This window comes from Nocardia vermiculata NBRC 100427 (genome assembly GCF_001613265.1).
GTDB classification, from domain to species: domain Bacteria; phylum Actinomycetota; class Actinomycetes; order Mycobacteriales; family Mycobacteriaceae; genus Nocardia; species Nocardia vermiculata.
In genome coordinates, this window is sequence record NZ_BDCA01000005.1 from 55,649 (window position 1) to 78,463 (window position 22,815).

15 protein-coding genes are annotated in these 22,815 nt (G+C 67.2%); all 15 read left to right on the forward strand.

Features of this window, described 5'->3' with window-relative positions:
* The first annotated feature begins 1 nt into the window (after position 1).
* The 15 genes from eccB to NV2_RS08380 all read left to right on the forward strand — a co-directional run bounded on the left by eccB (position 2) and on the right by NV2_RS08380 (position 22,678).
* Entirely contained in the window at positions 2–1,567 is a 1,566-nt protein-coding gene (gene eccB, locus NV2_RS08310; protein WP_067870977.1) for a type VII secretion protein EccB, read from the forward strand.
* On the forward strand, positions 1,567–5,580 hold the full coding sequence (eccCa, locus tag NV2_RS08315; RefSeq protein ID WP_067870978.1) for a type VII secretion protein EccCa: 4,014 nt from the start codon (positions 1,567–1,569) through the stop codon (positions 5,578–5,580). The genes eccB and eccCa overlap by 1 nt, the downstream gene beginning before the upstream one ends.
* Before the next feature lie 84 nt (positions 5,581–5,664).
* Complete coding sequence (locus NV2_RS30710; protein ID WP_084474169.1) at positions 5,665–5,985, forward strand: PE domain-containing protein; 321 nt, start codon at positions 5,665–5,667, stop codon at positions 5,983–5,985.
* Between the two features lie 28 nt (positions 5,986–6,013).
* Entirely contained in the window at positions 6,014–7,387 is a 1,374-nt protein-coding gene (locus NV2_RS08325; RefSeq protein WP_067870980.1) for a PPE domain-containing protein, read from the forward strand.
* Positions 7,388–7,431: 44 nt separating this feature from the next.
* Positions 7,432–7,812 (forward strand): hypothetical protein, encoded by a 381-nt coding sequence (locus NV2_RS08330; RefSeq protein ID WP_067870981.1) that lies wholly within the window; start codon positions 7,432–7,434, stop codon positions 7,810–7,812.
* A 48-nt stretch (positions 7,813–7,860) separates the two neighbouring features.
* Positions 7,861–8,175, forward strand: coding sequence for a WXG100 family type VII secretion target (locus NV2_RS08335; RefSeq protein ID WP_067870982.1), 315 nt, complete (start codon positions 7,861–7,863; stop codon positions 8,173–8,175).
* 2 nt (positions 8,176–8,177) lie between these two features.
* Positions 8,178–9,023 carry an ESX secretion-associated protein EspG gene (locus tag NV2_RS08340; RefSeq protein WP_067870983.1) on the forward strand — a complete coding sequence of 282 codons (846 nt, stop codon included), beginning with the start codon at positions 8,178–8,180 and terminating at the stop codon, positions 9,021–9,023.
* A gap of 73 nt (positions 9,024–9,096) precedes the next feature.
* Positions 9,097–10,797: an AAA family ATPase gene (locus NV2_RS32165; RefSeq protein ID WP_245662505.1), complete on the forward strand. Its 1,701-nt coding sequence runs from the start codon at positions 9,097–9,099 to the stop codon at positions 10,795–10,797.
* Positions 10,794–12,323: a type VII secretion integral membrane protein EccD gene (eccD, locus tag NV2_RS08350; RefSeq protein WP_067870984.1), complete on the forward strand. Its 1,530-nt coding sequence runs from the start codon at positions 10,794–10,796 to the stop codon at positions 12,321–12,323. Before NV2_RS32165 ends, eccD begins: the two co-directional genes overlap by 4 nt.
* 11 nt (positions 12,324–12,334) lie before the next feature.
* Positions 12,335–13,699: a type VII secretion-associated serine protease mycosin gene (gene mycP / locus NV2_RS08355; protein WP_245662506.1), complete on the forward strand. Its 1,365-nt coding sequence runs from the start codon at positions 12,335–12,337 to the stop codon at positions 13,697–13,699.
* Positions 13,696–15,405, forward strand: coding sequence for a type VII secretion protein EccE (gene eccE, locus NV2_RS08360; RefSeq protein ID WP_245662507.1), 1,710 nt, complete (start codon positions 13,696–13,698; stop codon positions 15,403–15,405). Before mycP ends, eccE begins: the two co-directional genes overlap by 4 nt.
* Positions 15,405–15,824, forward strand: coding sequence for a helix-turn-helix domain-containing protein (locus NV2_RS08365; protein ID WP_245662508.1), 420 nt, complete (start codon positions 15,405–15,407; stop codon positions 15,822–15,824). Before eccE ends, NV2_RS08365 begins: the two co-directional genes overlap by 1 nt.
* A 78-nt stretch (positions 15,825–15,902) precedes the next feature.
* Positions 15,903–16,949 carry a discoidin domain-containing protein gene (locus NV2_RS08370; RefSeq protein ID WP_067870985.1) on the forward strand — a complete coding sequence of 349 codons (1,047 nt, stop codon included), beginning with the start codon at positions 15,903–15,905 and terminating at the stop codon, positions 16,947–16,949.
* An 80-nt stretch (positions 16,950–17,029) separates the two neighbouring features.
* Positions 17,030–17,665, forward strand: coding sequence for a hypothetical protein (locus NV2_RS08375; protein WP_067870986.1), 636 nt, complete (start codon positions 17,030–17,032; stop codon positions 17,663–17,665).
* Between the two features lie 117 nt (positions 17,666–17,782).
* On the forward strand, positions 17,783–22,678 hold the full coding sequence (locus NV2_RS08380) for an NAD-glutamate dehydrogenase (protein WP_067870987.1): 4,896 nt from the start codon (positions 17,783–17,785) through the stop codon (positions 22,676–22,678).
* Positions 22,679–22,815: the final 137 nt, after the last annotated feature.

Consider the following 22,815-nt stretch of genomic DNA (forward strand, 5'->3'; position numbering starts at 1 on the left):
GGTGGCCCGCTTTCGGGTGGTGACCAAACACCAGATCTCGGGGTGGCGTTTCCTGCTGCGCCGCATCGAGCATGCCTTGCTCCGGCGCGACGCCTCGATGGTCGACGACCCGCAGCGGGGCCGGTCCACCGCATTGACGATCGGCGTTGCTCTGGCCTGCTTGATGGTCGCCGGGTCGGCGGTGCTCGCCTTCTTCAAGCCCGCCAAGCAGGTGGGGGATTCGAACCTCGTGTCGGAGAAGGACTCCGGTGCGCTGTTCGTCCGGCTCGACAACCGGCTGTATCCCGCTCTGAATCTGTCCTCCGCGCGTTTGATCACCGGGTCTGCCGGAGTACCGGTGCCGGTCTCACGTGAGGAGCTCGCGAAATACCCGCGCGGCCCGTGGGTCGGGATTCCGGGGGCGCCCGGCGTGATGAGCGATACCGGCGGCCGCGACTCCTCGTGGTCGGTGTGCGATACGGCTCGTATCGGTGCTTCCGCTCCGGTCGATCGTCGGACCGGATTACCCACCGCCGGAACAGGAGTGACGACAACGGTGATCGGTGGGCCGGTGACCGTGCAGGACGACGGGAAAGGTGCCATCCATTCCCTCGGCGCCGACGAGGCGCGACTGCTGCGTCAGGACGGCAACACCTGGCTGGTATACACCGACGGTGGCCACGGAGTGGTGCGTGCTGCCATCGATCTGGCGGACTCCGCGGTCACCCTGGCCCTCGGAATCGATGCCACCGCTCCGGTTGTCGAGGCGTCCCGCGGACTGATCGCCGCAATCCCCGAGGCGCCGCCCTTGCGGGTGCCCGAGGTGCCCGGTGCGGGGGAACCCGCGGTGCTCGACGGTGGTGTGTCCGCGCCGGTCGGTGCGGTGGTGACGGTGTCGAATCCCGGGCGCGGCGCGTCCTACTACCTGGTTTCCCAGTCCGGACTGGTGGAGGTCGGCTCCGTGCTGGCGGCCATGATCCGGAACGCGAATTCCCGTGGAGCCGTGGCCAGTATGACCGTGGGTCCCGACGCGGTCGCGAAGAACCTGCATCCCGGCGACTGGCCGGGCACCTCCGCCTATCCGACCCACCCCGTGACCGTGGCGAACCCGGAGAAATCGGGTGTGACGTGTGTGCACTGGTCGCGAGGCGCGGCCGAGGAGAATGCCGTGACACGGCTCCTGATCGGTCGCCGGCTGCCGCTGCCGGCCCAGGAACAGGGCAGTGTCGTCCCGCTGGTCACAGCGCCCACCTCACACGGTGCCACCGCAGACCACGCATTGCTGTCCGGCAGCAGTGGCCGCTTCGTCCAGTTGACCGGGAACGAGCCGGACTCGCCGCTGCGTGAGTCGCTGTACTGGATTTCCGACAGCGGGATCCGGTACGGCATCGCTGTGCAACCAGGCGCGGGCGATCGGACGGTGGCCGCACTCGGCCTGAAATCTCCGGTGCCCGCCCCCTGGAGCATCATCTCGCTGTTCGCGGTGGGGCCGACGCTGTCGGAGAGCGACGCTCGTATCCAGCACGACGGAATCGCACCCGACAAGGCCGCGGTCGGCCTGCCGGAGAAAGCCGGTGGAGGCGCCTGATGACCACGACCCGGCGTTTCGTTCGGCCTGCCAGGCCCGAGAAGGGGCCCAAGGCGCCCGCGGTCACCGAGCTGCGGCTCGAGCCGCCCACCGAACTACCCAAACCCGTTCCGCCCTCCCGGATCCGGATGATCATGCCCGTGATCATGGTGATCGGCATGGGCGGCATGATGTTCATGATGTTCCGCAGCAGCGGAACCTTCTCGCCCACCATGCTGTTCTTCCCGATGATGATGCTGGTGTCGATGTTCGGCATGATCGGCGGTGGTCTCGGCGGTAACGGTGGTGGCGGGGCGGCGGGGCTCAACGAGGAGCGCAAGGACTATCTGCGTTCCATCGGCGACAACCGCCGAACCGTACACACGGCCGAGGCCGAGCTCTACGAGTATCTGCGCCACACCCATCCGGGGCCGGCCGAGCTCGCTCGCCTGGTGGGCGGGAAACGCATGTGGGAGGTTCAGGTTTCGAGCCCGCAGTTCCTGCGGGTGCGGATCGGGCGCGGGCGCATCGCCAATCAGGTCCGTGTCATCGTGCCGGAGGCCGCGCCGACCTCGGATCTGGACCCGGTCGGTGTGGTCGAGGTGACCCGGTTCGCGAAGGCCTATTCCACGGTCGGTGGGATGCCGGTGGCGATCAATCTGCTGTCGGTGCCTCAGGTAGGGTTCGACGGCGATCCGGAGGCGATGGCCGCGCTGTTGCGAGCGATGCTCGCCGAGATCGCCGTATTGCACGGACCCGATCAGGTCGCGATCGCCGCGGTCGTCGCGGACCCCGACGCGCCGCGGTGGAGCTGGCTCAAGTGGCTGCCGCACACCCAGCATCCCAGTGAGACCGATGCGCTCGGGTCCAGCCGGATGGTGTACCGCTCGGTGGGTGAGCTGCGGTCGAAGGTGCTCGCCGGGCTCAACCGCGGCCCGTTCTCGGCGAATACCCAGCCCACCATGGACCGCACCCATTATCTGCTGATAGTCGACAGCGAGGGGCCGACGAACGAACGGGACATCTCCGGAATCGATGGATGTACCTGGCTGCGTCCCGGTGTCGGTGAACAGAGTGTGCCGCGTGCGCTGAAATTCCTGGTCGCCGAGGATCGACGGCTGCAAGAGGTGACCTCCCGGGGGCCGCGCGCGGTGGGCGTCGGTGACACCATGTCGGTCGCCGCGGTGACCGCGGTGGCGCGCAGCCTCTCCTCGTATCGGCTCTCCAGCGTGGTCGAGGCGGTCACCGCAGATCAGACCAGCGTCGGTACGAGCTGGGAGGACCTGGTCTCGATCGCCGATCCCGGAGCGGTCCGGGTCGAGCGGCAGTGGCCGCGCCGGCGCGATAGTGACCGCGGGCGGCTCAATATCCCGTTCGGTTACGATCCGACCGGGCAGATGGTCTACCTCGACATCAAGGAATCTGCTGAAGAGGGAATGGGCCCGCACGGCATGTGCATCGGCGCCACCGGATCGGGAAAGTCGGAATTCCTTCGCACCATGGTGCTTTCGGCTGTCGCCACACATTCACCCGACGTGCTGAACCTGCTGCTGGTGGACTTCAAGGGCGGTGCGACCTTCCTCGGCTTCGACCGGCTGCATCACGTCACCGCCGTGGTGACCAACATGGAGGAGGAAGCCGATCTCGTCACCCGTATGGAGGACGTGATCAGTGGTGAGATGGCACGGCGGCAACGTATCCTGCGCGACGCCGGAAACTTCGCCAGTGTCGCCGACTACGAGCGGGCCCGGGAGCAAGGGGCACAGCTGGCACCGCTGCCGACGCTGCTCATCATCCTCGACGAATTCGCGGAATTGCTCGAACAGCACCCCAATTTCACCAAGTTGTTCGTCGCGATCGGCCGCCTGGGCCGATCGCTGCGCATCCATCTGCTGCTGGCGTCGCAGAAGGTTCCGGCCAACCGGATGGGTGAACTCGAGGCGCACCTGTCCTATCGGATCGCGTTGCGCACCAACCAGACCAGCGATTCGCGCGATGCCATCGGCACCGCAGACGCCTATCACCTGCCGAAGAAGCCGGGCGCCGGATATCTGCGGGTCGGCTCGGGTGACCTGCAACGATTCCAGGCGGCCTACGTCGGCGGTGCCTACACCCCGCCAGCCCAGGCGGCCGCGCTGGGCACCCAGCGCGCGCGTCGGCCCGGCGGCGGCTACCGGCCGCCCCAGGCGTTCACGGCGGCCCACATCGCGCCGAGCCGCGCCGAGCCGGTCGCCGCACCGGCGCCGGTCGTAGTGGAGCCGGAGGTGCCCGATGCCGAGCCGGTGACCGTGATGGAAACCGTCCTGCAGCAATTCGCGGGCCACGGTCAGCGCGCGCATTCGATGTGGTTGCCGCCCCTGGGGGTTCCCGCAACATTGGACCGTCTGGCCGGTGCGGTGGAACCCGGGGTGCTGCAGTTACCGCTGGCCGTCGTCGACAAGCCACGCCAGCAGCGCCAGGACGTGTGGTCGGTGGACCTGTCGGGAGCCGGCGGTCATATGGCTGTCGTCGGCGGGCCGCAGTCGGGTAAATCGACGGCACTGCAGACCCTGGTCGTCTCGGCCGCGCTCACCCACACTCCCGAGCAGGTGCAGTTCTACTGCCTGGACTTCAGTGGCGGGCTGTCGGGACTGCGCTCGATTCCGCACGTCGGCTCGGTCGCCGCGGCCCGGGATGTGGACCGCGTCCGGCGCACCTTCGCACTGGTGACGAATCTGCTGGCGAGCCGGCAATCGATGTTCACCGAGCTCGGCATCGATTCGATGCGTGAATTCCGGCGGCGCCGTAACGACCCGGTCGACTCCGCCGAGCTGACGAAGTACGGGGACGAGTGCGGTGACGTCTTCCTGGTCATCGACGGCTGGGATATCGGCTTCGCGGTCAACGGCCCGTTCTACGACGACTATTCGCCGGTTCTCGAATCTATTGCCGTACAAGGGCTCAACTACGGTATTCACCTGGTTCTCAGTAGCTCGCGCTGGGCGGCGTTGCGTCCGGCTGTCCGGGATATGTTGCAGACCCGCCTGGAGATGCGCCTCGGCGACCTCACCGACACCGTCTTCGGCTCGCACCGCGGTGTGGTCGCCGCGATACCTCCGGACCGCCCCGGGCGCTGCGTTTCCGGCGAGGCGCTGCATATGCTGACCGCCCTGCCTCGAATCGACGGTGTCGGCGATCCGGAATCCGTTGCCGCGGGGTTGTCCGCCGCGGGCACGGAATTGACCCGGCGTTACGCAGACCGCCGCGCACCCGAAGTTCGGTTGCTCCCCTCTCAGATCGCACTGGAACGCATCCACGAGGTGATGCCCCAGCCGGCGTCGCTCGCGCAGTCGCTGCTGGTGCCGTTCGGAGTGCGCGAATCCGATCTCGGCGTGGCCTCGGTGGATTTCGGGCAGTCGAGTCACTTCCTGGTGATCGGTTCACCCGGGAGCGGCAAATCGACCGTGCTGGCCGCGTTGATGCGCTCGATCGACCGGAACTTCGAACCCGAGCAGGCTCGTGTCCTGCTGGTCGACTATCGGCGCCAGCATATGGATGTGCTTCCCGACGAACGGCTGATCGGCTATCTGACCAGTGAGCGAGATCTACAGGAAGGACTGCCCGGGTTCGCGGAGAAGATTCGCAACAGGCGACCGCCGGACGGAGTGACCTCACAGCAGCTCAAGGAACGGTCGTGGTGGAGCGGCCCGGAGATCTTCGTGGTGATCGACGATTACCACATGGTTGTGCAACGAGGCATGCTCAACCCGCTGGACCCGTTGAAGGACATCATCGTCGACGGACGCGATACCGGACTGCACATCATTATCTCCCGCAATATCGCGCAGGCGGATTCGGCGATGTACGACAACATCATGGGGCAGATCAAGAACCTCAATTCCTCCGGTCTGATCATGGACGGCACCAAGATGGACGGCATGCTCATCGGTGACGTCAAGGCCACGAAACAGCCTGTCGGGCGCGGGATACTGGTCGAGCCGTTGCATTCGCGCAAGGATCTGGTGCAGGCCGCCTGGGTACCGGACGACCGGTAACGACGACACTTCCCACGATTGGGAATGGCCTAGCGTTCTTGCTGTATCCGCTCGTAAGCGGCGGTATCGGTCGTAGGAGAGGTCATGTCTTTCAGCGCCAGTCCTGAAAACTTTCCGGGTCTCGCATCGCAGATAAACTCCACCGCAACGGGTCTGGTTTCATCGTTGGGTGCACAGGCACCCGCGTGTGTACCGGCCCCGCCCGGACTCGATGATGTGAGCGCTTTGATTCCGAGTGTCTTCTTCCCCTGGGGTGAAGGCTTTTTCACGTGCACCGCGCACGGTGCGGTGTTGCAGACCGAGGCGTCGGCGACCATGCCGCAAGTCGGTGCCGCCTACTCGGGCGAAGATATCGTCAGTGGCGCCACCGTCACATCGTCGGCTGCCACGCTGAGCGAATACTAGGCACCGGACGCAGAGCTGGGCTGACACCATGCTGCCCTTCGATTTCGCAGCGCTACCGCCCGAGGTGAACGTCGGACGGTTACTGGCCGGCGCTGGAGCGACACCAATCCTCGAGACCGCCGTGTCCTATGCCAAGCTGGCGGCGGATCTCACCTCGGCGGCCGCCGCCACCACCGGTATGGCTGCCGATATGACCGGTTCGTGGCAGGGGATGTCCGCCGAGCAGGCTCGGGCGGCATTCGGCAAACATGCGACGTGGTTACAGGAACAGGCGGCGATCGCGACCGGTGCGTCCGCGGCCGCCGCCGACGCCGGCGCGGCCTTCCTCGGGGCGCGCAGTCTCATGGAGTTGGTAGCCGCTCAGTTGGCGGAGAACCGGGCCGAGCAGACGGTATTGCTCGGCGCCGCTACGACGCCGGTGGGGATGGGGCTGCTGGCGGCCAACGAAATGCACTACATGGCGATCTGGGCCGAAGCTGCCGGGGTGATGGCCGGTTACGCCGGTGCGGCGGTTCCCGCGCTGGAGAGTCTCCCGCAGCCACTGACACCACCGCCGATCGTGAGTGGGCCGGTGCCGCCGCCGACCGACTACAAACTGCCTCCGAGACCGACGGGATGGCAGGGGACTAATACAACTCATGCCAATCCCGGTGGTGGCGGCGGTGATTCACACCCGGGTGGTGGATCCGGTTCGTCCGGTGATCATGCCGGCGGCGACCACCCCGGCGGTGACCAGCCGTCGGGCGGATCGCAAGACCCTACCGGTCCGGGCGACGGACCGCAGGGGCCCGATCCCAGCGGTTCCGGCCTCGAGGACGGATTGACCGATCCGGTGTCTCCGGACGACCCGCTGTCGTCGATGCCCGACTATTACGGCGGTGAAGACGGATACGGCGCCGACGATTCGTGGTCCGGACAGGACGGCTTCTACGGCACGTCACCCGAATCGTCGACACTGACCGGGATGTCCGCCGGGGTCGGCGGTGCCGGTGTGGCGTTGTCGATGGCACGCGGCGGCATGAGTTCCATGGCCGGTGCTGCTACCGGATTTCGGATGCCGGGGAATTGGAACCCGGCGTCGACCCGGGCTTTCGGTGCCGCCCCGGAGGGCCGGCCCACCAGTGCCGCACCACCGCGCAAGGGGCCGCCGCGCGGTGCCACCGCACCGGCGGCTCGGATGCGGCGCCGCAAGGACGAGGAGCGCAAGTCGAAATCGACGGTCTTCGTTCCTGGTGAACCGATGGAGGTGCCGGTCCTCGAGAAGGCACCCGTCATCGGCGTTATCGAATATGCCGGCGAGTACGTCGACGAGGTGGCGCCGGAATCTCGACCCGCGGTCGGAGTGATCGAACACGTCGAAGAGGACGTGGCGGTCCTGGCTGCTTCTGATCGTCCCCGGTGATCGGCACCGAGGTCGTGTAAACCACCACCGGAAAGGAACAAATAATGTCCGGCGAAATGAATGCTGATCCCCAGGTCCTGATTCCTACCGCCAAAACGGCGTTGGGACTGCAGGGTAATCACGAGGGTTATCTGAAGAGCCTGCTCGGAGTGAAGGACGAGCTCGAAGCGGCGGTCAAGAGCCAAGGCGCCGGCGGTGCGATTCAGACCACGATGATGGACTCCTGGGAGAAGGGCACCTCCCTGGGACGGTCGCTGCAGGAAATCCTCGACACGCTGCTCGATACCGCCAATAAGGTAGACGCAGCCGATATGGACGCCTATCAGCAGTTGATTCGCAACTTGTCGGGTAGCGAGAATGCCGTTTCGATGGGTTCCGACGGCCAATTCGGGGCCGGCGGGAAGATCAGCGGCGACTGGACCTGATCAAGCAACCGAAAAAATTCGTCGTATTCTTCTCTCGGAAGGTAGAACATGAGCGGCAACATGAAGTACAACTTCGGGGCGGTGGACTCGCACTCCCTGACCTTCGGTTCCATCGTCGGCAGCATCCAGGAAAACAATGACGCATTGAAGAGCCTGGAAAAAGGTCTGCGTGAATCGTTCACCGGTGCGGCTGCCGAACAGGGCTGGCAGCCGCAGATCACCGCACTGATGGCCAAGATCGACGCGTACCGCGCGTCGCTCGAAAAACTCAAGGCGACGGTGCAGAGCGTGGCCGGCGGTGGTGGTCTGATGCAGATGACCGACAAGGATCAGGGCGGGCGCTTCCTCGCCCTCAAGATCTGAGATTGGTCACCGCAACCTCGGCGGATGGTCCGATCGCGCTCGAGCTGAATGTCGATGCCGCCCTGCTGCTGAAAGAGCTGGTCGGCATCGACACCTATCCGCCGGTGCTGGCCCTGATGCCGAATGTGTATCACCTCGACGATCGTCGGCGGGTGCACCAGGCTGTCGAAGCGCAACTCGCCGAGGCCGGTGTACTCGTCGACGGGCGAGTGCATCCGGTGGTCGAGCGGTGGCTGCAGTGCCTGTACCGGCCGGACACGGAGATGGTCGCCCGGATCGTGGACACCGGCAGAGACGGCGAGGCGCGGGGCATGTTGCGGATGTCGTTGGTGCGTTCCGGCTCGGACCATGTGCTCGCGGTGCGCAACGACGATCAGATCGTCGTCCAGTCGATATTCCAGGAAGGGCACAACCTCGAAATACTGTCCGCCGCAGTGCTGTCCGCGATGGGAACGGTGCCACCGACGACTTTCGAACCGTGGCGGGTCACCGCTGCGGAACTGACGGCGCTGCCGGTCGAGACGGACGAACGTCGCCGGGCCATCGCCGAGTTGGGTGCCGAACCGAAGACGGCGGCCGTACTCGCGCGGGCGCTGGAGACGATCGTGCGCTGGGCCGAGGTGCTGGTGATCGAACATCACGATGGAGAGACGCCGCGGCCGCAGGTGGCGATGTCCGTGGTCGATACGTCGGCGGGCCGGTTGGTGGTGAGCCCCGCGATAGCGATGGACGGTGAGGTGTGGTCGACGTATCTGCCGGGCGATGATGCCGCGCTCCGTTCCGGAATCGGAGCGCTCGTCGAGTTGCTGCCCGGCCGAAGTTGGTTCGAAACCAGCCGAATCGGCTGAATTCACTGCGGGTTTCGAGAAGGATGAGGATATGAACCCAGTACCGGAAACCAATGGTCATACGGTCGGGTCCGTGCGAGATCGGGGCGGTTACGACGCCTACTTCACACCGGTAGCGGAGGCGGCCGCGCCGGGTGTCGAGCAAGGGCGGCATCCGGAACAGGCCCCGCAGCCCGGAGCGGTGGCACCGTCACCGGCGGCACCGCCCTCCGGTGACGGCGCGACGACAGCGTCCGCTCCGCCGGCCTCGTCCGCTGCGCCTGTCTCACCCAGGCCTTCCGCTGCGCCACGAGAAGGGCGGCCGCAACCGGACGGCGGCTCGTCCGCTGCGGCACCCCCGGGCACCGCCCAGAGTTCCACCCCGCCGAGTGGCCACGACAACGCCGCCGGTGCGCCGCCCGAGCCCCCGTCGGGGGCGTCGGTCGGCGGCGAAACCTACACGGGCTTCGATGATCTGAGGGAGACAGGCCAACGAAAGGGCACGGCCGCCGTGGGGCACGAGAACAAACCTGTGCCCGACCCCATCGGCATGCGGCAGCCGCAGTCGGGTGGGAACGCGGTCGGTCGACCGGATGCTCCCGCCGCGACACCGCCGCCGACGGCGCCCACGCCGCCATCCACCGCGGGGCCCACCCCCGGCACCGCGGCCGGCGCTGCCGGTCCAGCGAACAGTGCCGTGTGGAATACCCCGGCGGCGCAGCACCGGTATCCAGCCACCGGGGACGGCCGGTCAGCGACCTGGCAGCCCGCGCCCCCGCCCGGATCGCAGCTCCCCGACCGGCTCGGTCAGGCCGAGGCGGCGGCCCGGGTCGAAGTACTCCCGGCGACACTCACCTCGATGGATCTGCTGGCCGACATCACCGCGGCGCGGCGAGCCCAGTTGAAGTCCACCAGCGGCATGCGCGGCGCGCTGAACAAGGTCGGCTTCAATCTCGGACTCTCACCTGCCGAGCAGCGCACCGAGGAACGCCGCGCCCGGATCCGCCGACAATTGAACGATCCGTATCAGATCGCCGTCATCAGTGTGAAGGGCGGAGTCGGGCGTACGACGGTCGCGGCCACGCTCGGTTCCACTTTTGCGGTGCTGCGGCCGGATCGGGTCGTCGGGGTGGATGCCAATCCGGACTTCGGTGACCTGCCTGCCCGTACCGCTCCGCATCCGTACGGGTTGACGCTGCGAGACATGGCCCTTGCCAACGACCTCGATGCGTTCTCGGCGGTGCATTCGTTCACCTCGATCAACAACTCCGACCTGGCGGTTGTGGCATCACCGTGGAGCACCGAAGCCAGTGAGGCGCTGTCCGGCGGTGAGTACAACACGGCCGCAGCGACGCTGCGCCGCCACTACAATCTGCTGATCGCCGACTGCGGAACGGGCGTGCTGGACTCCATCACTCAGACGGTGCTGCGCACCAGCGACGCGGTCGTCGTCGTCACGCCACCGACCGTCGGTGGTGTGAAAGGCGCTGTCGCCACCTTGAACTGGCTCAATTCGCATGGTCTGCAACATCTGATCGCAAGTTCTGTGATCGCGATCGTGCATCAGCACCCCGTCAAACCGACGGTGGACGTGGAGCAGATCGAGAAGTTGTTCGCCACCGCCGGCCGACCGACCCGGGTGCTGCCCTACGACGAACATCTGGCCGAAGGCGGAGAAATCGACCTGCGACTGTTGGACAAGGACACGGCGCTCGCCTTCGAGGATCTGGCGGCCGGACTCGGTGACGGGTTCCCAGGGCAGGGGCGCACGGCCGATCGCGGGGGCCGCCGATGAGTACGGCCGTAGCGCCGCCGGCGACAGCCGCCCGCTCGGCCCAACCGGCCGAGGTCGCGCGCGCTCGAATCGCGGTGATGGTGGCCACCTATCAGGTCGATGTGGTGGTGCCGACGAAATTCGCGGTGGAAACGTTCATCGACGATCTGCTCGGTGTGCTGAACCGGGCGATCGAGGACGAGGAGATCGATTTCACGCCACCGACCGGCCAGTGGAGTCTGGCGCGGCCGGGGGAACAGCCGATACCGCGATGGCGCAGCCTGGCAGACCACGATGTCGTCGACGGCGCCGTATTGATGCTGTCGGTGGTCGAATCCGCGGAGATCTTCACACCGGTCATCGAAGACATCACTGATGCGCTCGCCACGATCAACGAGCGGGAGTTCGCCGAATTCGACGCGCGCACCGTCGCCACCGTGGGCTCGGCCGCGATCGGGGTCGGCGCGGTCGCGGCAGCCCTGTTGCTGTCGTGGTCGTGGACGCGCAGCGGGTCGGTGTGGTGGTGCGGGCTGCCTGCGTTACTGCTGGGCGTGTCCTGCTGGGTCGCCGCGGTGGTGGCGGGCCGGTCCAAGGCACGGACAGATCTGATTCTCGGATGCCAGCTGTCGTCGTTGCCGCTGTTGTTCGCCGGCGGTGCGATGCTGGTGCCACCGGCATACGGGCAGCCGGGCGGTTTCGCCGCGGCCAATATTGCCGCCGGCTCGGTGGTCGCCGCGGTCGCGGCGCTCACCATGCTGCGAGCGTCCGGTCTGGGGACGTCGGTGCTGACCGCGGTGGTGACGGCCGGGACAGTGCTGACGGTGGCGGCCCTGGTGCCGTCCTACGGCGATGTCGATGTCGAGAAAGTCGCCGGTGGCGTGGTTTTCGCCGCGTTGATTCTGCTGACCATGGCGCCGCGGCTGGCGGTGGTTGCCGCGCGGATTCGTCCGCCCGACCTACCGGATCCCGGCAACGAAGTGGCGCCGGCAACGCTCACCGACATCTTCGATGCCGAGACGGTCCGCGACGAACACGCCGACCGGGAGCCGGAGGCCGATCGGGACGCGCACGTGAACACCGGAATCGAAAGCAGGGCCCGCCGCGCGGTCACCAGCCTGCGCGGATTGGTGATCGCGGCATCCGGGTTGTTCGCCGGTGGTGTGATAGTCACCGCCGCCGCGGCGCCCGGCGGCATTCGAGAGCTGGTCCTCGGGGCAGCTGTCGCGGGCATCCTCGTGATGCGCGCACGCTGGTATCCAGACCGGGTGCAGGCGTTGTCACTGTGCGCGGCCGCCGCCTCCACTGTCGTGGGGGTCGCCGCGGTCACCGTGGGTGCCTACGCCACTCCCGGCGCCCGGCTGGTCGTCGTCGCGGTGGTTGCGCTGGCGGCGGCAGCCGGATGTGTGGCAGCGCTGCGTCTTCCGGGTAAACGGCTGTCACCGGTGACCCGTCGGGTCATCGACCTGGTGGAGTACGCGCTCATCCTCGTGGTGCCGGTCGTGACGTTCTGGATCATGGGAATCTACACCGCGATGCGGGCGATCTGATGGTTCTTCGCGTGCCGGTGAGCTTGCTGCTCACCGGTTTGGTGGCAGTGCTGACGGCAGCGCCGGCGGCCGTACCGGTACCGGCTGCGGCGGTGGATCCGCCCGAAGCGGTCGTGGGAGCGGAACCACCGGACGGTCCGCCGGGGCCGGAGGTCCCGACCAAACAGGACAAGGGCTGTCTGGCCACCGGTGTTCTTCCCGGCAGCGACCCTGCTCAGGCGCCGCCTCCGGACGGTGCCCTGGATCTGCGCCGGGTGCGTGCCCTGAGCAGCGGCAGCGGGGTTACCGTCGCGGTGATCGATACCGGTGTATCGCCGGGGCCGCGCTTGCCGAACCTGGTGGGCGGCGGTGACTACGTGGCGGCCGGTGGCGACGGCCTGGCCGATTGCGATGCGCACGGCACGCTGGTCGCCGGAATTATCGGCGCCGCAGACGATCCGGCCGACGGCTTCGTCGGGGTAGCGCCGGACGCGCGGCTGATCTCCATCCGCTACACCTCGGGCGCTTTCAGTCCGGAACGGCCGGACGCGGGCAACTCCGATGCGAAAACCAGCCGCGACATCCGCACCTTGGCCCGGGCTATCACGCACGCCGCGAATCTCGGAGCGGGTGTGATCACCGTGGCGCTGCCGGTATGTGTCGCCGCCGGAGCGCACGTGGACCAAGCCATGCTCGCTGCCGCGATCGGTCACGCGGTGCACGTTCGTGGCGCACTGATCGTCGCGGGTGCCGGAAGTACCGGTTCGTCGGGTTGTTCGCAGAATCCGGATGTCGACCCGAGCCGGCCGACCGACAGTCGTAACTGGAAAGGGGTACAGACGATCTCGGCGCCCGGGTGGTTCGCACCCGACGTGATGACCGTCGGATTCACCACGGCAACCGGCGCACCGATGGAGGAATCGCTCTGGGGCCCCTGGGTGTCGGTGGCTGCGCCCGGCACCGGGATCGAATCGCTCGGACCCGGCGGCAGCGGTCTGATCAATGCCGTGGGATCCGCGGACAAGATGGTGCCGGTCGGTGGTGCGTCCTTCGCCGCCGCCTATGTCAGCGGGGTGGCGGCACTGCTTCGGTCCAGGTTTCCGAACGAGACGCCGGGGGAGATCGCAGCCCGGTTGCAGGCGAGCGCCCACGCGCCGGCGCGCGGTGTCGACAACGTCGTCGGAGCCGGCGTTATCGATCCGGCGGCGGCGATGGCCTTCTCCGAACCGCCGAAGCCGCCGAACGGTCTGTTCCGCAGTACGGAACTGGCGATACCGGACCCGCCTCGTCCCGCCGATCGGCGCCCCGGCATCACCGCACTGGTGATCGTGGTGGTGATGGTGGTGTTCGGCGTCGCGGCCGGTAGTGCGAACTCCATGATCCGGAGGCGTGGGTGAGTTTTCCGAAGATCGGTGTCGGCGCGGCCGAACGCGGTCCGCTGGCCGCGGTGGTCGTCGTCGGCAGCGTCGCCGGGGCGGGGCTGTGGGGGAGGGCGCCCTGGTGGGCCGGCGCGGTGACGGTCTGCGTCGTCGTGGTCACTCTGACCGTTCGGGTCGGTGGGCGTACCGGCGTGCGGTGGTTGATCGACTGGTGCAGCTACCGCCTCGACCGGCAGGCGCGGGCACAGGCCCGCGGTAGCCTCGCGGTGTTGCGTGATGTCGAAGTCGCCGCCGGGCTCTGTGGAGTCCGCGACGACGACTCCGTCTATGTCGCGATGATCCAGCTGGCGCCCAACCTGGATCTGCCGACGGTGATCGCCGAGCGTGAGCTCTATACCGAGGACACCGTGCCGGTTCAGGAACTGTTGCACATGCTCGACCAGTTCGGGATCGACATCGGAATAGATATCGTGACGACCGGGCAACGCGTCCGGCCCGCCGGTGGGTACAGCATGTTGTACGACCAGCTCATCGGCGCGCACCCGGTGGTCGGTGACCGGATGACCTGGCTGGTGCTGCGGCTCGATCCGCAGCGCAATCTCCTCGCTCTGGGACAACGCGGCCCGATCGCCGAATCGGGCCCCAAGGCGCTGGCTTCGGCGGCACACCGCATCGCCGGACGGTTGCGCGAACGCGGGATGGAGGCACAACCACTGCCCGCTGATGCGCTGCGGGACGCCATTCGCCTGCTGCACAGCGGGGTCGAGCTCACCGATCTGCGCGAGACGTGGCACCGCTTGGAGTCCTCGGTGCCCAGCCGAGGTGTGACCAGCTACCTGATCGACTGGTCTCGTCTCGACGGAGCCGGCCTCGACGACTGCTGGTCGTGGAATCGTGGCCGGACGACGGTCGTGATCAGCCTGGCGGGCGGTGCGCTGGGTGCTCGGGGCTTGGTGCGGTATGTCGGCCCGGCGGCCGCGGTGGCCCCGCCCGGGTATCTCCGCCCGCTCGGCGGACACCAGTCCGACGCGCTGCGAGCGGGGCTGGCCACCGCGACCTCGGTGCACCGGTTGCCGGTGGCCACCGATTCCGCAGGGGACACCGCCACACCCGAACAACTCGCGGGTCTCGCCATCGCGATCGGCCCGAGTGGCCAGATTCTGGGCTCGATCAGCGGCCGGCCGAAGCACACCTTGGCGCTTCCGCTGTTCGATCCGGCGCGCTACAACCCACGTCATCGCAGTATCGATGTGTACGCGGATCTGCCGGTGGCTCAACAGATCGTGCTCCGCGCCATGGTCGTCGGCGCGGATGTGGAGGTGCATTCGTCGCGGCCGCAGCGATGGCAGCAACTGGTCGCGGAGGTGGGTGACCCCGACTCGCTGCGCATGGCTCCCGATGCCGCGGACATCGGTAGCGATTCCGCGTCCGATGGTGTGCAGGCCACGATCGCGGTCTTCGATCAGGTGCCGCCGCGCGTGTCCGCTGCCCATACCACCGTGACTATCAGCGATCCCGGAGCGCCCCGGCGGCGTTCGGCCGACCTGGCCATCGACCAGGTCGGCGCGAGCGCGATCGACGTCAGTATCCCGATGCGTACGGTGCGGGTGGACCTGATCGAACCACGTGGTGAGACAAGATATCTCGACGCCCCGGGCAACGTGCCGGCATCCGGTGTGCCGGCGGGTGCGGTCGAGGCCGAATCGAACAAGGCGGGACGGTAGTGTTGATCAACGTATTGGCGGAATCCGAATCCGACAGCAGGCGAACTCCGGAGCGAGATCCGCAGCGTGAGACCCAGAATGGAGGCGAGGTCGGCGTGCTCGAAGCCGATAATCGCACGAGCGGCCCCGACGAGCAGCTCACGCCGAGGCAGTCGGCGGCGGCCATCTTCTCCGCCCGCCTGTCGGACCTGATCGCGGAATCCGTGGTATCCACCGAGGACGGCTCGACGCGCTCGCTCACGCTGTATTCCCTCGCCCAGCACCTGGAGCTGGCCTATCCGGACGTACCGGTGTCGCAGTCGGGCCTGTACCGGCTGGTGCACGGTGAGGCGATCCCCCGACTGGATCTGATCATCGCCTTGGCGCGGGTTTTCGACGTTCCTCCGGAATACTTCCTGACGGCCGACACCTCTCGCTGATCGGCGCCGTGCCGGCCTTCCCCGCGGAGGGAATAGTGTTGCGGTAGCGCGTGTTCGGCTGGCGATACCATCGCTCACATGTCCGACCAGGACCCCGCAGATCCCTTCGAACGTCACCGCGGTGCGGTCCTGGATGCGCTGTTGTCGGAGCCGGGGCTGTCCTCCGAATCGGCGAAAGCCGAGTCCGGCACCGGATCGTCGCTGCCGCCCGGCCCGACCGGGCAGGTGGCACCGGACGGGCCGACACCCTCCGCGCCGAATGCGACGGCCCGGCCCGCCGGTGGACCGAAGGCCAGCGACCGGATCATGGCGCTGCTCAACGGTGAGTCACCGGACAAGCCGTCGGGATTGGAGTTCACCTCCGGCTACGCCGATCGCGCCGGTTCCAGGGTGTCGACCGCTGCGGCCGCGGAAGGTTCCGCCACGGCAGCAGAACCCGAGCAGCCGGCACCCGAGACCAAGCAGTCGCGGGCCGGTCGCGCCGATGTCGCGCAGCAACTGCTGGCGACGGTACGCAAACCCAAGGTCGCCATCGCTGTCGCGGGTGTCTTGGCCGTGGTGATCGTGTTGTCGCTGATCAGCACGGGCGGCAAAGAGGACGGCAAGGGCCGGGCCGAGGTGGTCACGGCGGCCGCTGCCGCGCCGTCGTCGGCGGGCCCGGCGCCGTCGGAGAATCTCGCCGCGGGCTCGGCCATCGAGGTGCAATCCGCCGAATCGCAGTGCCCGGCGGGAGGTACTCCGGGGATGGATGCCTTTTCCGGTCAGGCCGACAAGGCATGGTCGTGCCCACGCGCGTATCGGGTGGATGGGCAGATCCTGACCATAGACCTGGGCAAGATCCACCGGATCGATTCGATCGGGATCGTGCCGGGCTGGGACAGTATCGGGGCCGACGGCGCTGATCAGTGGACCAAGTTCCGAACCGTCAGCCGAGTGTCCTACCGGTTCAACGACCCGGGGATCACTACCTACACCCAGCAGACGATGGACCAGCGAAGCCTCGTGGTGACCGAGATGAGCCCACCGGTTACCGCCTCCAAGATCACGCTGACGGTGCTGGACTCCTCCGGTGACGCCACGGTCAACACCACCGCTATCTCCTCGATTGTCGTGAACGGCCAGTGAATTCACCGCATCAAACCTGCGAGTACTGTTCCCACCGCAACGACGGTGCACAATCTCGATGTCTGCATTGCGGAGCTCCGTTGCGCGCACTCGGCACCGTGATCGAGGGGCTGGGGAAGGCGGCGGCCGGGGTAGCGCCGGTCATCGTCGGGGCCGAGCGACTCGTCGGCGGGCTGGAGAAGGCTGCCGGTGATGCCGAGAAGTCGGCCGAAGACACCAAAAAGGAAGCGAGCAAGTCGTTTCCGGCCTGGCAGTGGAAGGCCGCGCTGGCGGGCATCGCCGCCATGGTGGTGCTGGCGGTGCTCATCCTGCGCTCCTGTTCGGTCGATGCACCGGCGATCGGTGATCTCACTCCGGTGGATACTCTGCCCGAGCTGATGCGTGCGGTTTCGACCTGTCATGAGGCGCCGGACGGGGAGGCCGACGTGTGCGTCGTCGCGGCGGACGACCCGTTGTTGTCCGGTGGTATCACCGGTGGCGGGGCGCTGACCTTCACTGTGCGGCATGACCCGCCGGACAGTATCGGCGCCACCATCGGCCGGTGGCGGTCCTCGGGTGGGGCGATCGTCTCCGACGGTACTGCCTTCGTGGCGATCGGCCCCGCGGTTACCGTCTGGTATGCCGATCGCCATTCGGGTCTTCGGCTGGAGACGAGTAGTTTCGCCAATCGTGCAGGCGCGCAGACATTTTTGTTCCGATCAGGTTTGGTTCGCTGAGAAGCCGGTCGCGCCGCATTTTTCTTGTTACACTGAACAACGTACCGCTAAATAACGGCACATTCCGACCGCACGAGGTGCGGCAATCCGATTCCGATCGCGGGAAGGCACGGGTCGATGGTGGCTACAACCCAGCAGACGATTTCATGGAAGAGGTTCCGTGATGATCCGACGGATCTGGAGGCGGTGTACTTCCGGTGGATCCAGCCGGGTGCCGCGGCACCGACGATCACCGGGCGCGCCGAGCAGATCTTCCGGCATCATCTCGAGCTGGCTTCGGTACGACAGCCCGGTAAGGCGCTGACCAGGCTGTATCGGTCCGACGACGGGAGCGGGCTGGGTCCCGCACTGCAGATCGTCAACGACGATATGTTGCTGCTGGTCGACTCGCTGACCGCAGCGCTGCAACGGCTGGGCGCCACCGTCACCGAGGTCGTGCATCCGGTCTTCGACGTGCTACGTGATCGCCGTGGCCGGCTACGCGCCATCGCTCCGATCGAGAAAATGGATCCCGCACAACCACATTCGGGCGCATCGAGCACGGGTGGCGGGAACGTGGTCACCGAGTCGTGGATCCATGTGCAGCTGGATGCGCAGGATTCCGACGAGGTCCTGGCTCGGATCGAGGGGGCACTGCCACCGCTGCTCGCCGAGATCCGTCAGGTCGACCGCGACACCGACGCGATGAACCACACCATGGGCTCGCTCTCCGCACGCCTGGACCTGGCGCCACCGCGATCGGAAGCCTCGGACTGTGCGCAACTGCTGCGTTGGCTGGGTGCCGGGCACTTCACTCCGTTGGGGTACGGCTACTACCGAGTCCACAACAACGTCGGTGGCCCTGAACCGCAACAGGTTTCGGGCACCGGACTGGGCGTGCTGCGCAAGGGGTCCGGGGTGGACGTCGGGGCGCTCGGCTCGGAGCGGATGCTGCGGCTGTCCAACGGATCACTGGATTCGCTGCTGCCGGGCTCTCCGGACGTCTACGTGGTCAGCGTGGCCGACTACGGCGCCGAAACCATGCCGTCGGCGGCGGGAACCGTGGTGGGCGAACACGTTTTCGTCGGCACCTTCACCGTCAGTGGACTGCACGAGAACATCCTCGATATCCCGGTCATCTCCCGCCGTGTCCATCAGGTGATCGAATGGGCCGGTCTCACCCTCAACTCGCACTCCGGGCAGGCGCTGCTGGAGATGCTGCAGACCTTCCCGCGGGTGGAGCTGTTCTCCACCGATGCCCGCCGGCTGTTCGAAACCGTCTCCGCCGTAATGAATCTAGGTCTGCGACGCCAGATTCGGCTGTTCCTGCGCCGCGATCCGGGCAGTAACGCCGTCTACTGCCTGGTGTATCTACCGCGTGACCGCTACTCCTCCGAGATTCGCCGGCGGATGCACGAGCTCCTGCGGCGGGAATTCGACGCCGAACAGATCTCGTACTCCGCGCGGGTCACCGAGTCCGAACTGGCGGTTGTCTACTTCACCGTCCACCGCCGCGCCGAAGCCCCGGCACCGGACGTCACCGACACCAACCGGGAACGTATCCAGGAGTTGCTGTTCGCGACGACCCGCGGCTGGAGTGATCGACTGGTCACCGCGGCAGCGGGCCTGGCCGACCTGCCGGCCGCCGTCGTCGCCGAGTACGCCACCGCCTTTCCCGCGACCTATCGACAGGAATACGAGCCCGAACGCGGGCTCGAGGACCTGCGACGGCTGCAACGGCTCGACGACGGCGGTATCGACACCGATCTCTATCGGGAGCCCGATGCCGCGCCGGGGGAGTGGCGATTCACCCTCTACGTCGCGGGCGCGGAGGTCTCGCTGAGCCGGGTACTCCCGGTCCTGCACAGCCTGGGGGTGGAGGTGGTGGAGGAAAAGCCGTACCGCCTCGAACTGCCGGGTACCGGTACCCGCTGGATCTACGATTTCGGTCTGCGGGTGCCGGCCGCGGCGCTCGCGGAGTGGGACGGTGCCGCCGAACTGGATCGGCCGGCCGACCTGGACGCCCTGCCCGCGACCAGTGTCCGCAAACGGATCCCCGAAGCGGTGGCCGCCATGTGGTTCGGCGACTGCGAGGTCGACGGGCTCAACGAGCTGGTGCTGCGGGCCGGGCTGCACTGGCGGCAGATCGCCGTGCTGCGCGCCTATGCGAAGTATCTGCAGCAGGCGGGATTCGCCTACACCTTCGCCAATATCACCAGGGTGCTGCTGACCCATCCCGGCACCGCGCGCTCGTTCAGTGAATTGTTCGACGCCTACTTCGATCCCGAACACCTCGGGCCGGTGGCCTCGGCTCGGGCGGCCGGTATCGCCGCCACATTGCAGGACGAAATCGACGCCGTGGTCAGCCTGGACACCGATCGTATTCTGCGCGCCGTGCTCGGGTTGATTACTGCGACGTTGCGTACCAACTACTTCCGCCGCGACGAGCAGGGCAACCCACGGGCGCACCTGTCGTTCAAATTCGACCCGCACGCGATTGCGGAGCTGCCGCGGCCACGGCCGCAGTTCGAGATTTTCGTGTATTCGCCGCGGGTGGAGGGTGTGCATCTGCGTTTCGGTGCGGTGGCTCGTGGTGGTTTGCGGTGGTCGGATCGGTTGGAGGATTTCCGGACCGAGGTGTTGGGTCTGGTGAAGGCGCAGGCGGTGAAGAATGCGGTGATCGTGCCGGTGGGTGCGAAGGGTGGTTTCGTGGTGAAGCGGCCACCGGCCGCCACCGGAGACGCAGCCGTCGATCGCCAGGCGATGCACGCGGAGGGAACCGCCTGCTACCGCACCTTCATCTCCGGGCTACTGGATCTGACCGACAACGTCGACCACACCACCGGTGCGGTGGTGCCGCCCGCACAGGTCGCGCGCCGCGACGGCGACGACACTTATCTGGTGGTTGCTGCCGACAAGGGGACCGCGACGTTCTCCGATATCGCCAATGAGGTGGCGGGGGAATACGGTTTCTGGTTGGGGGATGCGTTCGCGTCGGGTGGTTCGGCGGGGTATGACCACAAGGCGATGGGGATTACGGCTCGTGGTGCGTGGGAGAGTGTGCGTCGGCATTTTGCGGAGATGAATGTGGATGTGCAGTCGGAGGAGTTCACGGTTGCGGGTGTGGGGGATATGTCGGGGGATGTGTTCGGTAACGGGATGTTGTTGTCGGAGCATATTCGGTTGGTGGCGGCGTTCGATCATCGTCATATTTTTATTGATCCGGATCCGGTGGCGGCGTCGTCGTTTGTGGAGCGGAAGCGGTTGTTCGGGTTGGCGCGGTCGTCGTGGGCGGATTACGACTCGTCGTTGATCAGCAAGGGCGGCGGCGTCTTCGACCGGTCCGCCAAGGCCATCACGGTCACCCCGCAGATCCGTGCGGCCCTGCGGCTGGATCCCGGCGTCGGCACGCTGTCGCCGCCGGAGATGATCCGCGCGATTCTGCTGGCCCCGGTCGATCTGCTGTGGAACGGCGGCATCGGCACCTACATCAAGGCGAGTTCGGAATCGCATGCCGATGTCGGCGACAAGTCCAACGATGCGGTGCGGGTGGATGCGGACCTGCTGCGGGCCAAGGTGGTCGGCGAGGGAGGCAACCTGGGCGCTACGGCGCTCGGACGGATCGAATTCTGTCGCGGCGGTGGCCGGATGAACACCGATGCTCTGGACAACTCCGCCGGCGTGGACTGCTCGGATCACGAGGTGAACATCAAGGTTCTGCTGGGCGCCGCCATCTCGGCCGGTGAACTCGCCGAGGGCGATCGCAATGCGTTGCTGGCGGAGATGACCGACGAGGTTGCCGCTCTCGTGCTCCGGGACAACATCTCGCAGAACTTCCGGATGGGGTTGTCGCGCTCGCATGCGGCCGCCATGGTCGGCGTGCATCGGCGCCTGATCACGGAGCTGGAGACCAGGCGAGGGGTGGACCGGCGGCTGGAGGCACTGCCCACGGATGCCGAACTGGAACGTCGCACCGCCGCGGGCACCGGGCTGTCCTCCCCGGAGCTGGCGAATCTGCTGGCGCACGTGAAGTTGTCGCTCAAGGCCGACCTGCTCGCCGGCGACCTGCTCGACAGCCCCGCCTTCGAGGCGTTGCTCGCGGGATACTTCCCGACGCCGCTGCGGGAGCGATTCGGTGCCGGCATCGGGCGCCATCCGCTGCGCCGCGAGATCGTGGCCACGATGGTGGTGAACGATATGGTCGACTACGGCGGCACCACCTACGCCTTCCGGCTGGCCGAGGAGGCGGGTGCGACCACCGATGACGCCGTGCGCGCCTTCGTGGCAGCGGTCGAGATATTCGATCTGAACACGCTGTGGGATCGCATCCGCACCACGCCGATGCCGGCCGCCGCGCGCAACGCCCTCGAACTCGAAACCACCCGCACGCTCGACCGGGCGGCGCGCTGGCTGCTGAACAACCGGCCCCAGCCGATCGCGGTCGGGGCGGGCATCGCGCGCTACCGCGACGGTGTGCGGGCCCTGGCCGGGCGTGTTCCGGGGTGGCGGCCCGATGTGTTGACCGGTACGGCCGGAATCCGGGTCGAGAATGCCGTTGCACTCGGTGCGCCGAAAGAACTTGCGGAAGCGGCATTCCTGCTCATCCACCACTTCCCGCTGCTGGATGTGCTCGATATCGCCGACATCTGCGAACGTGATGCCGAGGAGGCCGCCGAGCTGTACTACGCGCTCGACGCCCACCTGGACATCCAGCGATTGCTGTCGGCGGTCGGAGGCCTGGAACGCGGTGGCAGGTGGCAAACCCTGGCGCGGCTGGCCGTGCGCGAGGATCTCTACGATTCGCTGCGCTCACTCACCGCGGACGTGCTGACCACCACCGAACCGGTCGACAACCCCGCGGAGAAGATCGCCTACTGGGAGTCGACCAACCGTTCCCGCCTCGGCCGCGCCCGCGCGGCGTTGCTGGAGATCTTCTCCTCCGAAACACACGACCTGGCGACGCTGTCGGTAGCCGCCCGCCAGGTCCGCAGCATGGTCGGCAGCGCCGAAACGACGGCGACGGTGCCCAGCTGACCTGCCGGTGGGTTCGGATGTGCCGACTGGGACCGGCCCATCCGAACCCGCTCCGGACATCGCACGATGCCGCACGCCCGGTCGTCCCGGCGTGCGGCATCGCCGTATCTCGACGCAGTCCGGTATTCCGCCTCGGC